The following is a 12,115-nucleotide window of genomic DNA, read 5'->3' as shown; positions in this document are numbered from 1 at the left end:
CTTAATTCACAGTTTCTCCATTCGGCGCATCAGCATCTGGATTGATGAAAACCAATTTTCCTTCTGCATTGGTCGTCATCAAGATCATTCCCTGGCTTTCAACACCGCGTAAAGCTCTTGGTGCTAAGTTTGCCAGAACAGAAACACGTTTTCCGATAATTTCTTCTGGAGAAAAACTCTCAGCAATTCCAGAAACAATGGTACGAACATCTATTCCAGTATCTACTTTAAGAACCAATAGTTTGTTTGCTTTTGGCATTTTTTCAGCCTCTAGAATAGTTCCTACACGAATATCCATTTTTGCAAAATCTTCAAACTGAATCAAATCTTTCTGCGGTTCTGGTTGTTTGCTTTCTGCAAGATTGGCTGTTTTTGTTGCTTCCAATTTATCTATTTGTTTTTGAATTTCTGAATCTTCGATTTTATTAAAAAGAACGTCTGCTTTTTCAGTTTGAATCACATGACCAGGAGCAATTAACTCTGATAAATCAGCAATTTCATTCCATTTCAAACTTCCATCTAATTTTAGAAGTGTGTTTAGTTTCTTTGCTGTAAAAGGCAGAAAAGGTTCAGATAAAACACTCAATGCAGTTGTAATCTGCAATGCCACATACATTTGTGTTTTAACTCTTTCTGGATCTGTTTTGATTAATTTCCAAGGTTCTTCGTCGGCTAAATATTTATTTCCTAAACGAGATAAATTCATTAGTTCGTTAAGTGCCTCGCGGAATCTGTATCTTTCTATAGAACTTGCAATAACTGCTGGGTACGCTTTTAGTTCGGATAATATTCTTTCGTCAACTTCATTAAAATCATTTGGCTGCGGAATAACACCTTCATAAAATTTTTGAGTCAGAACAATAACGCGATTTACAAAATTCCCTAAGTTATCTGCTAATTCGCTGTTGTTTCTCGACTGAAAACTTTTCCAAGTAAAATCATTATCCTGAGTTTCTGGCGCGTTTGCAGTCAAAGCGTAACGTAGAACGTCTTGTTTTTCTGGAAAATCTTCTAAATATTCGTGTAACCAAACCGCCCAGTTTTTAGAAGTCGAAAGTTTGTTTCCTTCCAAATTCAAAAATTCATTTGCTGGAACATTGTCTGGCAGAATATAACTTCCTTCGGCTTTTAACATCGCTGGGAAAATAATACAGTGAAAAACAATATTATCTTTTCCGATAAAGTGAACCAATTTCGTTTCTTCATCTTTCCAGTACGGTTCCCAGTCTTTTCCTTCGCGGGCTGCCCATTCTTTTGTAGAAGAAATATATCCGATTGGCGCATCAAACCAAACATATAATTTTTTGCCTTCTGCACCTTCAACCGGCACATCAATTCCCCAATCAAGGTCACGTGTTACGGCGCGAGGTTCTAATCCGGCATCGATCCAAGATTTTACTTGTCCGTAAACATTAGGTTTCCAATCACTTTTATGACCCACTAAAATCCATTTGGTTAAAAAATCAGAATAACGATCTAATGGTAAAAACCAGTGTTTTGTAGATTTTAGAATAGGAGTTTCTCCAGTAATGGTCGATTTTGGATTGATCAAATCAGTCGCATTCAAAGTCGATCCGCATTTTTCACACTGATCGCCATACGCTTCTGGATTGTCGCATTTAGGGCAGGTTCCAACCACAAAACGGTCTGCTAAAAACTGATTTGCTTTTGCATCGTACAACTGCTCTGTTACTTCTTCAATAAAATCTCCTTTATCATATAATGTTCTAAAGAATTCTGAAGCAGTATCGTGATGAATTTTTGCAGAAGTTCTAGAGTAATTATTGAATGAAATCCCGAAATCTTCAAATGATTTACGGATAATTCCGTCGTATTTATCTATAACTTCTTGTGGGGTAACACCTTCTTTTTTAGCTTTCATAGAGATTGCAACACCGTGTTCATCGCTTCCGCAGATAAATGCCACATCTTTTCCCTGCAATCTTAAATATCTCGAATATATATCTGCAGGTACATAAACTCCAGCCAAATGTCCAATGTGAATTGGTCCGTTGGTGTATGGCAATGCCGCTGTGATCGTATATCTTTTTGGATTCTGTATCATTAATATGAATTTTATTGAGTGCAAAAATAAGCAATAGATTTGAGATTTTATTAATGCGCAGAGATTCGCACGCAATTTCGCAGAGTTGCCCGATGAAAAACACAGAGATTTGCTAAGTTTTTTTTAAGTAAATCGAATTAATCTCGCAAAGGCGCAGCGTCGCGAAGTGTTTTTTATGCCACAGCTTAGAAGAATTATAAAAGATTTTAATTTTAAATATTAATTGCCTCCAGCTTTAGCTGGAGGTTGTAATGTAATCTTGATTTATATGGCTTTAGCCAAATTCTTATTTTGGGCTAAAGCCAATTTAGTGTGTTCTTATTATAATTACATCCAGCTAAAGCTGGACGTAATTCAAAAAAGCTTTGCGGGATCGCTCAGCTTGACAAAACAGCGGATAAAACTTTGCGCCTCTCCGACTTTGCGCGATTAATTTCACACGTCATACAAAAAACCTCCCCGAATCTCCGTGAAAACTTTTGCATCTCTGTCGTAAAACCCCATAAAATAGAACCAGTTTAAACTAGCATTGGTCCTAAAATCTTCGGAATATATTTTGCAATCTTTGTAACCGAAAAAACAAATTTTATGAGCAAGACAAAACTAATTATCAATAAAAACGGATCTATTAAAATCGAAGGTGATTTTGAGATCATGGATCCAGAAGGAGCACTTTATGGTTTACAAGGAAGATCGGCATTAGGGCTTTGCCGCTGCGGACATTCTTCGAACAAGCCATTTTGCGATGGGGCACACCGTAACAACTTCGAACACGATTCTGTTGCGTTTGATTTACCTCCGATGAAAACGAATTAAGATATTGATTTACAAATACAAGACCGCATTTCTTTACAGAATGCGGTTTTTTTGTGCTGTAAAAAAAGCATCGTGATTTTGCAACCAAGTTTTATTAAAAAAATAAGTTATTTCTTAGAAACAATTTTATATTTACATTTTAATCCTAAAGAATTGAAAGTGAAAAAGATAATTAGCTTTTGCTTGATTTTAAGTTTTACTCTAACTCAAGCGCAGACACAAAAAGTGGTTTCGAGTGATTGGATATCCTTTAATCAGACTATTGATATTCAAACCGCGGTTAAGAAGAAATTTAAAGTTATTGCTTTTGTAAAAGCAGAAACTACAGATCCGAAGTCCTGGGCTGGCGTTTGGGCAAGAGTCGATACCAAAAACGATGAAGAAGGTTTTTTTGATAATATGCAGGACCGACCGGTAAAATCAAAAGAATGGAATTCTTATACTGTTGAGGGTACTATAGATGCGAATAGTAAATCTTTGACTTTTGGTGGATTGTGCATCAATAACGGAAAATTTTATTTTGATAAGTTTGAGCTGCTGATTGAAAATGACAAAGGAGTTTTTGAGCCTTTGACGGTTTTAAACTCAAGTTTTGAAACTCCTGCAAAAAATGGAGATATTCCGAAATGGAATTTTGGAACTTCAAAAGATGCTGTAGTCAAGGTAAAAGAATACAAAGTTACATCTGATAAATCTAGTGCCGACGGAAAAAGCAGTATACTGCTAGAAGGAACTGGTATAAAACCTAGACCAGAAGCCAGAATAGGAAATGTAGAAGGAGCTTCTCCCAAAATTGCAGACATGATTTCGATGCTCGAAGATCTTAAAGCCCGAGTTGAAAGAACGGTTAAAAACATGACCCCATATGAAATTGATTACCTGCATGATGCAGAAGCAAATCGAATAGGAGCTTTGGTCATGCATTTGGCCGCAGCTGAAAAGTATTATCAGGTTTTTACTTTTGAAAACCGAGACTTTAATGAAGAAGAAAAGAAAATATGGAACAACGCCTTAAATCTAGATCAAGCAGGGCGCGACGAATTTAAAGGCCACAACATTCAATATTATTTGGATATTTACAATGAAGTACGAGCAAAAACCATCGAAGAGCTAAAGAAAAGAGATGATAAATGGTTTGCCGAAGTGCAGTTAAAATATGATATGACAAACCAATACTGCTGGTTTCATGTTATGGAACATCAGTCAAGTCATTTGGGACAGATTTTGTTTTTAAAGAAAAGAATTCCGCCAGAACAAAAGAAAACATTAGAAAAAGAACTTAAGAAATAATAGCAAGCCGCATTTTTTGGAGTGCGGTTTTTTTATTTTAATAGTTGTGCTGTACAAATGATATTAGTTTTCCCAAGAAAAAAACAATTTTGTTTCAACGCCGATATTTTGCAATTCAGATTGTAATGATTTCAGTCTAAACTCAGAACCACTGTCAAGCAAATAAGCTGGATTTTCTTTTATTTCTTTTAAAGTATTCAAACTCAAATTCAATTTGTTTTTAAGTGCAATAAGTTTGGCATTGTCGAGAGGAATATCTGGAGTTAAAACCAAATTCCAAATTTTTTCATCTTCTTCAAATTCTTGACCTATTTCATCGTAAGGAGAACAGGGAATTTCTTGTCCGTCTTTTCTGCTGACAATGATGGGAACGTTTCCTGCAATTAAGTATTTAGGGTTTTGTGTTTCGTGCAGCAATTTATAAGTATAAGAAAAAATCCAGCCGTATGGTTTTTCAATCGTATATTCGTCTAAAATAATTAATGAATCTTCATCAAAAAAACTAGAATTTTTTTCAAGTCGATCAGTCATTATTTTTCTGGCTTGTTCAAATGAAATCATGTTGGGTTTACGATTGATTAGGCTTAAATATACAATTCGCCCTTCATGGTAATAACCGAAGAACCTCCCACTAAAATATCTTCGTCACGATTCATAACCTCAATCATCGATGGCTGTTTTAATTTTACGCCTTGAAGAATTTTATATTCCTTCTCAGATTTTGTAAATTTCTTTTGTGTTAAAAAACCAATTAAAGGTCCGGCAGCTGTTCCTGTTGCGGGATCTTCATTTATTCCGATGATAGGATTAAAAAACCTTGTTTCGACTATATGATCCTGACCTTCATCCGCAGGAGCGAAACAATAAAAACCCTCAAAATTATATTCTTTTGAGATTTGAATTAAAAGTTGGTTGTCTGGAACAAAGCTGTTCAATATCTGGCTGTTTTTTATGGGAACCATTGTATGCGCAACTTCTGTTTTGACTATTGTTGGAACAAAAGAATTTACATCCAAATCTTCAATCTTTAAACCCAGCGCCACCGCAATTCTATAAGTTGGAATTTCTTCTTTAATTACAGCCGATTTTTGATGCATTTGAACTGTAGGATATAACGTAACGGGATCAAGACTTACCGTTAATGGAATTGCAGAATGTTTCATAACCACAAAAGGCTCGCTTTCGTTTTGCTCATCAAAAATGGGCATTCCTTTTAATAGTGCACCGCAGACCGCGCCTAATAAATTATGCCCTGCGCCGTCGATTTCTATTCCGGTTGGAGTAAACGAACGAACTATAAGTGCCTTGTCTCTTTCTGAATAATAAACAAAAGAGGTTTCAGAATAGCGAAATTCTTTAGAAATATCCTGATAGGTTTCTAGTTTTAAGTTTCCATTGGTAAACACAACAGAAAGCGGATTTCCTTTGTAGCTTTCGTTCGAAAACACATCTAAAACGTAATATTCTAAAGTCGTTCGTTCTTTCATAGTTTCTTAGCTTTTAGAAGGACTAAAGTTACTATTTATTCTTTTATAATATTTAGGATCATTTTACTTCTTAAAAATAAGTTCAGTTTCTGAATCAAAAATTTCTGGTGTAATGGTTTGAAGAATTAGTTTCTCCTTACTTTTAAATTCAATAATAAGTTTGCTGTTATTGTGGTCTGCTTCGCAGCGAATCGTAGAAATAACTTTTTCAAAAAGATCCAATTCATTAGTTTTATCAACATAACAGAAGGCATCCTCTTCTTCCATTTCTATTTCCGCTTCCATCTCATCATAGTTTCGCCAAAAGACAAGTCCAGCATCGAGAAAATATTCATGCCAATTTTGATTTTCAATTTTTAAAAACAGAATAACAGGTTCTTTTGTTTCTGTTTTTTGACATACGATCAGCTGTTTTAATTTTAAACCGTCAAATTCTGTTAAAAGAGCATTATATCCTTCAATGATACTTTCTCTGTGTTCCATATTTTACTATTTGCTTTAATGCCTTTTTTTGGGTTTTGAATGCTGTAAAGTTAAGGTTTGTTGTTAGTCTTTCATTTTAATAAATCTAGTTTTTCAAGTAAATGAATTGTTTAACTTAATTATATCAATTTTTCCCTCAACTTTGCAATTCAAAAATCTAAACAATAACAAATCATGGAATTCGGCAGAATCATAATTTCAGAAACGGCGGCAAACAGCGAAAATCCTCAAGATGTAGTAAATTCAAATATTTCGGTAATCAACTTAATGCGTGAGGAAAAAATAGACGATGATTTAATTCACGAAGATGCTTTAATGAGTTACTATCTCGATTATTATGCTTCAAAATATGCAGAAGGCAATTTTGCAAAGTTTGTTTATGATTCTAAATGGAATAAAGAACTAAACGAATTAATTGAAGAAGGTTTGGCTTTAATTGGCGCCGAAAAGCATTTAGAATTGTTTCAGGCTCAAGCAAAAAGAGTTCGATTGTTGAGCAGTGTTAAGATAGATAAATTCTTAAAAGGTAAATTTGAAGGGGTAAACCCAACCAGAGATTTATTAAATAATGATACTTTTTTTGAATTAGAAGAAAATCTGGCAGCACTTAATGCCGATTTTCTAAAGTCACATCCGGATACCCAAATACTTTCCGTTGACGAAATGTTTGCTGCTTTAGAAGAGTTTGTGGGGCACGAAATCAAAAGAGGGTAATTTTAAAATCTCAGAAAAGCAATAAATCAGGGCGTTAAGATAAAATATATTGGAGTTTTAAGATTTTTAGTATTTTTTTTGTAAGAAAATTATATATTTGGAAAACTTTTGTGTCTTTAAGGCAAAGAGTCCCCCAAATTCTAAAAACAAATAAATGCCAATGAAAAAATATATTATTCTAAGCGGAATGGTTATGTTTTTAATTTCGTGTAATCAAAGCCAGAACATTAAGAACAAAGCATTGGCTGCGGAACAAGACCAGGATTTTTTTTCTCAAAATGAAGCACGACCGGCTCGAAAACCACTCAAAAAATTGATTTTTAAAAATACAGATCAATTTGAAACTGACGAAAATCTAGATCGGGCATTGCTTTCCAAAGTAGCTTCAAACTTAAATATAAGATATGCTTCGATCAAGTTAAACGAAACAAGTTCGATTAATTATAATGATAAAACGGCTTTTTTTGTTCTCACAATTGCAGAGCATAATAAAAAAATGTCCAAATCTGCTGATGAAGAAGAATTGGGAGATTATTTTCAACGCAAATATTTGTTTGTCGATCGCGAAAGCGGAAGCATAATTGCCGAAGAATTCGATGATAATCTCGGATATTACGATAACGAAGCCATTCGGTTTTCAAAATCGCATATCTTAAAAGATTTGGTGCAGTTGAATGAGGATACTTCTGGAATCGCTTTTTATACAGAAGTAAGCGCCAGCAGCAGAATTGTTTTATATTCGGAACAAAAATTTACCATTCTTGCTTTGGCCGATAACGAAATCAAGAAGTATTTATACGAGTACCCGATACGGCTGACCAACGGAGATTCTAACGGAAGTGGTACTTTTCAGCTCGAAACCTTAGAGACCGGAATGAGTTTTTCGGGTCATAAAACCCACGGTTTTTTCGATTTAATCGTGACTAAGAATTTTTCGTACGAAGAAGCTGTTGAAGGAGATCTTGAAAATGAAATTGAAGGAAAGACGGTGCTTCAGACCAAAAAAGAATCACAAAAACTGCGTTTCAACGGAAAAGAATACGTGTTTAATCGAGACGACAGACATCGTTTTCTAGAATAAAATTTAGAATTTAAATCAAATCAAAAAGCACTTTTTTAGTGCTTTTGTTATTTTTAAGAGATTTCGGCTTTCGTGTTAAAGTTTGTTCTATTCTTAACAAACATTTCCTTAAATTTGCTTCCATTATATAAAAAATACATTAGTTACAAAAATCAAGCTATGTTACAAATCGCATTTATTAGAGAAAATCAAGAGAAAGTAATCAAAGCTTTAGCAAAACGAAATATCGATGCTAAAAGCGTTGTAGAAGAGGTGGTGCAATTGGACGAAAACCGTCGTGCTGCACAAGTAGAATTAGACAATACTTTATCCGAATCTAATAAATTGTCCAAAGATATTGGTGAATTGATGAAATCTGGAGAGAAAGCAAAAGCTGCAATCTTAAAAGAAAAAACAGTTTCCCTTAAAGAAAAAAGCAAAGAATTGGGCGAAAAAGCAGAAGCTTTGGCTGTCGAATTGACGAATAAATTATACACTTTACCAAACCTTCCGGCGGATATTGTTCCAGAAGGAAAAACTCCAGATGATAATTTGAATGTTTTTCAAGAAGGAGACATTCCGGTTTTGCACGAAGGCGCACAGCCGCATTGGGAATTGGTTAAGAAATACGATATCATCGATTTTGAATTGGGTGTAAAAATTACCGGAGCTGGTTTTCCTGTTTACAAAGGAAAAGGAGCAAGGTTACAGCGTGCTTTAATCAATTACTTTTTAGACAAAAATACAGCTGCAGGATATAATGAAGTTCAGGTGCCGCATTTAGTAAACGAAGCTTCTGGTTACGGAACAGGACAATTGCCAGACAAAGAAGGGCAGATGTACCATTCTACGATCGATGATTTGTATTTGATACCAACTGCTGAGGTCCCGGTTACGAATTTATTCCGCGATGTTCTTTTAACAGAAACAGAATTACCAGTTTTATATACTGCTTATACACCTTGTTTCCGTCGTGAGGCAGGTTCTTACGGGGCGCACGTACGCGGATTAAACCGTCTGCATCAATTTGATAAAGTAGAGATTGTTCGTGTTGAACATCCAGACAATTCTTATGCAGCGCTTGACGGAATGGTAGAGCATGTTAAAGAGATTCTTAAAGAATTAAAACTGCCGTACAGAGTTTTACGTCTTTGTGGAGGCGACATGGGATTCACTTCGGCATTAACGTATGATTTTGAAGTGTTCTCTACAGCACAAGACCGATGGTTAGAAATTAGTTCTGTTTCTAACTTTGAAACCTTTCAGGCAAACCGTTTGAAATTGCGTTTTAAAGACAAAGACGGAAAAAACCAATTAGCGCATACTCTGAACGGAAGTTCATTGGCATTGCCAAGAGTTTTGGCCGGAATTATAGAAAATTACCAAACGCCGGAAGGAATTGTAATTCCAGAAGTTTTACGTCCGTACTGCGGATTTGATATTATAAACTAAATATTAAAAAGTTTAGTTAAACCTGACAGGTTTTTAAAATCTGTCAGGTTTTTTACTGCTGCAAAACCGAGCTTATGAAGAACGGAGTTTTAAACTGGAACGTTGATCCTGTTATTTTCTGGGTCACCAAAAGCTTTCCTTTAAAGTATTACGGCGCACTTTTTGCCTGCGGACTTCTTCTAGGTTATTATATCGTCAGAAGAATTTATAGAAGAGAAAATCTTTCTTTAGAAAACCTCGATTCCTTATTGATTTACGTAATTGTCGGAACCGTTTTGGGAGCGCGGTTAGGACATTGCTTCTTTTACGAAGCCGATTATTTCTTAAAACATCCGATAGAAATTCTTTTACCGATTCAGAAAATAAAAGGAGTTTATGAGTTTGTTGGCTATCAGGGTTTAGCAAGTCACGGAGGATCAATCGGAGTCATTACCGCAATGATTTTATACTGCCGTAGATACAAAGTAAATTTTTTGGGACTTCTCGATAAAATGGCCGTTGCAGTTCCTGTAACCGGGGCTTTTATCAGACTTGGAAATTTTATGAATTCTGAAATCTATGGAAAACCAACGAATGGAAATTGGGGCGTTGTTTTTCAAAGAGACGATTTAATACCGCGTCATCCCACACAATTGTACGAAGCATTTGCATATTTATTGATTTTCGCCATTTTGTTTTGGATGTATAAATCAGAAAAAAATAGAAAGGCACAAGGATTAATTTTTGGAACTTTCTTAACTTTATTATTCACGGCACGTTTTATAATTGAATTTTTTAAAGAAAATCAAGAAAGCTTCGAAAATAGTATGCTGCTGAATATGGGGCAGATTTTGAGTGTTCCGTTTATATTAATTGGCGTACTTTTGATTTTCTGGAAATCATCAAAGAGGAATGCTTCAGAATTTCATAAGGTTTGATTGGGTTCTAATCTGTAGGGAACAGGATAATTTTTTAAGTTTTAAAAATGAAAAACATATTGCTTTATATCGTTTTGTTATTTTCTAGTTTTGCTTTTAGCCAAAACGATCAGCTAGCGCAGTATTACTACGATAAAGGCGATTTTGAAAAAGCCAAAATAAGCTACGAAGAACTTTTAAAAAACGCTCCTTCTAACACACAATATTTTTTGCGTACAGTAGACTGTTATCAGCAGCTGCAACAGTTTGCCAATGCCGAAAAAGCAATTTTGGAACGTTACAACAGAGCAAAGCAAGGAGTTTTTTTGGTAGAATTGGGTTATAATTACCAGCTTCAAAAAGAAGAATCAAAAGCCAAAAAGTATTACGAAGAAGCTGTTGAAAAAATTAAAACAAATCCGAATGATGTTTACGGCGTTGCCAATTCGTTTGAGAAAAAAGTATTGCTGGAATATGCTTTAAAATCTTATCAAGCCGCAATGCAGGTACAGCCGAATTACAATTTTAATTTCCAGATCGGAATGTTGTACGGTCAATTGGGCCAGACCGATTTAATGATTGACCTGCTTTTAACCGAATCTTTTAAGAATCCGCAGAACACCAATCTCATTCAGACACAATTGTCTCGTTTTATGAATGGCGAGACCGATAATACGGCTTTTAAAGATGCCATGCGTAAAGCATTAATTCTTAAAACTCAAAAAGAACAAGACGTTTTCTGGAATCATTACTTAAGCTGGTTTTATGTACAGCAAAAAGAATTTGGCAAAGCCTTTATTCAGGAAAAAGCCATTTACAAACGAGAACAAGAATCGTTGATGAGTATTGTCAATCTGAGTCAGTTTGCGATGAATGAAGGTGATGACGAAACGGCTGTAGAGATTCTGAACTTTATACTGCAGAATACAAAAGATTTAGATTTATTAATTCAGTCAAATGCTTATTTGATGGAGATTAAAATCGAAAAAGCACAGGAAAAGGACTATCCTGCAATCAGCCAGGAATTGCAGCAATTATTGACTACTTACGAAATCAGTCCTTTTACCGTATCTTTGCAAATCATTCAGGCACATTTTCTGGCTTTCAATTTAAAAAATATCGAAGAAGGGAAAGCTGTAATGAGGAGAGCATTAGAATTAAATCTAAACGAATATCAAAAAGCCGATGCTAAAATGGAATTGGCGGATATTTTGCTTTTAGAAGAAAAATACAATCAGGCGCTTATTTATTATTCGCAGATTCAATTGGATTTGAAGAATGATGTGATGGCGCACGAAGCGAGTTTAAAAGCAGCTAAAACAAGTTATTACAAAGGTGATTTTGAATGGGCCAATAAACAGTTTAAAGAACTAAAAGCGGCCAATACGCAGTTAATTGCCAATGATGCGCTTGAATATTTTTTATTAATTAATGATAATACTGCTGCAGATTCGACTCAGGTTGCTTTGAAGGCATTTGCCAAAGCAGATTTTTTAATTTATCAAAATAAAAAACAAGAGGCGATAACGCAGTTTCAGAATATTTTGAAGACGTATAAAGGTCAGGAAATAGAAGCCGTAACATTATTGCGTTTAGGAAAAGTTTACGAAAGTCAGAAAGATTTTGCTTCGGCTTTAAGCCAATACCAGCAGATTATTGACCATCACAGCGACGGAATTTATGTAGACGAAGCTTTGTACTTCTCGGCAGAAATTTATAATGACGAACTAAAAGATCCAGAAAAGGCAAAGCCTTTATATGAAAAGGTAATTTTTAACCATCAAGACAGTATTTACTTTGTCGATGCCAGAAAAAAATACCGCGAATTGAGAGGGGATAAGAATTTGTAAAA

General features: G+C 34.9%; 11 protein-coding genes. 7 read left to right on the top strand and 4 right to left on the bottom strand.

The window, feature by feature from the left end; all coding sequences use genetic code 11:
* Position 1: 1 nt before the first annotated feature.
* Positions 2-2,065: a methionine--tRNA ligase gene (gene metG / locus C4F50_RS21235; protein ID WP_194140649.1), complete on the bottom strand. Its 2,064-nt coding sequence runs from the start codon at positions 2,063-2,065 to the stop codon at positions 2-4.
* Positions 2,066-2,653: 588 nt separating this feature from the next.
* Between metG and C4F50_RS21230 the strand changes: the two genes are divergently transcribed.
* Both C4F50_RS21230 and C4F50_RS21225 read left to right on the top strand, forming a co-directional pair.
* The gene (locus C4F50_RS21230) at positions 2,654-2,881 is read left to right on the top strand and encodes a CDGSH iron-sulfur domain-containing protein (RefSeq protein WP_194140648.1); all 228 of its coding nucleotides are present in this window, start codon (positions 2,654-2,656) and stop codon (positions 2,879-2,881) included.
* 159 nt (positions 2,882-3,040) lie between these two features.
* The gene (locus tag C4F50_RS21225; protein WP_194140647.1) at positions 3,041-4,171 is read left to right on the top strand and encodes a mycothiol transferase; all 1,131 of its coding nucleotides are present in this window, start codon (positions 3,041-3,043) and stop codon (positions 4,169-4,171) included.
* Positions 4,172-4,234: 63 nt separating this feature from the next.
* Here the strand turns inward: C4F50_RS21225 and C4F50_RS21220 are convergent, their stop codons facing one another.
* The 3 genes from C4F50_RS21220 to C4F50_RS21210 all read right to left on the bottom strand — a co-directional run bounded on the left by C4F50_RS21220 (position 4,235) and on the right by C4F50_RS21210 (position 6,141).
* Positions 4,235-4,702 carry a YrhB domain-containing protein gene (locus tag C4F50_RS21220; RefSeq protein WP_194140646.1) on the bottom strand — a complete coding sequence of 156 codons (468 nt, stop codon included), beginning with the start codon at positions 4,700-4,702 and terminating at the stop codon, positions 4,235-4,237.
* 53 nt (positions 4,703-4,755) lie between these two features.
* Entirely contained in the window at positions 4,756-5,658 is a 903-nt protein-coding gene (locus tag C4F50_RS21215) for a PhzF family phenazine biosynthesis protein (protein ID WP_194140645.1), read from the bottom strand.
* 63 nt (positions 5,659-5,721) lie between these two features.
* Positions 5,722-6,141: a hypothetical protein gene (locus tag C4F50_RS21210; RefSeq protein WP_194140644.1), complete on the bottom strand. Its 420-nt coding sequence runs from the start codon at positions 6,139-6,141 to the stop codon at positions 5,722-5,724.
* A gap of 174 nt (positions 6,142-6,315) precedes the next feature.
* Here C4F50_RS21210 and C4F50_RS21205 point away from each other — a divergent pair, with 174 nt between their 5' ends.
* From C4F50_RS21205 to C4F50_RS21185, 5 genes are all read left to right on the top strand, one after another.
* The gene (locus C4F50_RS21205) at positions 6,316-6,855 is read left to right on the top strand and encodes a DMP19 family protein (protein WP_194140643.1); all 540 of its coding nucleotides are present in this window, start codon (positions 6,316-6,318) and stop codon (positions 6,853-6,855) included.
* 160 nt (positions 6,856-7,015) lie between these two features.
* Complete coding sequence (locus C4F50_RS21200; RefSeq protein WP_194140642.1) at positions 7,016-7,936, top strand: hypothetical protein; 921 nt, start codon at positions 7,016-7,018, stop codon at positions 7,934-7,936.
* A gap of 159 nt (positions 7,937-8,095) precedes the next feature.
* Positions 8,096-9,367: a serine--tRNA ligase gene (gene serS / locus C4F50_RS21195; protein ID WP_194140641.1), complete on the top strand. Its 1,272-nt coding sequence runs from the start codon at positions 8,096-8,098 to the stop codon at positions 9,365-9,367.
* Positions 9,368-9,441: 74 nt separating this feature from the next.
* On the top strand, positions 9,442-10,284 hold the full coding sequence (gene lgt, locus C4F50_RS21190) for a prolipoprotein diacylglyceryl transferase (protein WP_194140640.1): 843 nt from the start codon (positions 9,442-9,444) through the stop codon (positions 10,282-10,284).
* Positions 10,285-10,331: 47 nt separating this feature from the next.
* The gene (locus C4F50_RS21185; protein WP_194140639.1) at positions 10,332-12,113 is read left to right on the top strand and encodes a tetratricopeptide repeat protein; all 1,782 of its coding nucleotides are present in this window, start codon (positions 10,332-10,334) and stop codon (positions 12,111-12,113) included.
* Positions 12,114-12,115: the final 2 nt, after the last annotated feature.

This window comes from Flavobacterium hungaricum, assembly GCF_015182285.1.
Lineage (GTDB): Bacteria > Bacteroidota > Bacteroidia > Flavobacteriales > Flavobacteriaceae > Flavobacterium > Flavobacterium hungaricum.
The sequence above is the reverse complement of the archived record's forward strand: the minus strand, read 5'-3'. Positions and strand labels throughout refer to the sequence as shown.

Excerpts from the sequence above, each read along its gene's own strand:
- metG (WP_194140649.1), bottom strand. The coding sequence starts at position 2,065 with ATGATACAGAATCCAAAAAGATATACGATCACAGCGGCATTGCCATAC.
- C4F50_RS21230 (WP_194140648.1), top strand. The coding sequence starts at position 2,654 with ATGAGCAAGACAAAACTAATTATCAATAAAAACGGATCTATTAAAATC.
- C4F50_RS21220 (WP_194140646.1), bottom strand. The coding sequence starts at position 4,702 with ATGACTGATCGACTTGAAAAAAATTCTAGTTTTTTTGATGAAGATTCA.
- C4F50_RS21215 (WP_194140645.1), bottom strand. The coding sequence starts at position 5,658 with ATGAAAGAACGAACGACTTTAGAATATTACGTTTTAGATGTGTTTTCG.
- C4F50_RS21210 (WP_194140644.1), bottom strand. The coding sequence starts at position 6,141 with ATGGAACACAGAGAAAGTATCATTGAAGGATATAATGCTCTTTTAACA.
- C4F50_RS21205 (WP_194140643.1), top strand. The coding sequence starts at position 6,316 with ATGGAATTCGGCAGAATCATAATTTCAGAAACGGCGGCAAACAGCGAA.
- C4F50_RS21200 (WP_194140642.1), top strand. The coding sequence starts at position 7,016 with ATGAAAAAATATATTATTCTAAGCGGAATGGTTATGTTTTTAATTTCG.
- serS (WP_194140641.1), top strand. The coding sequence starts at position 8,096 with ATGTTACAAATCGCATTTATTAGAGAAAATCAAGAGAAAGTAATCAAA.
- lgt (WP_194140640.1), top strand. The coding sequence starts at position 9,442 with ATGAAGAACGGAGTTTTAAACTGGAACGTTGATCCTGTTATTTTCTGG.
- C4F50_RS21185 (WP_194140639.1), top strand. The coding sequence starts at position 10,332 with ATGAAAAACATATTGCTTTATATCGTTTTGTTATTTTCTAGTTTTGCT.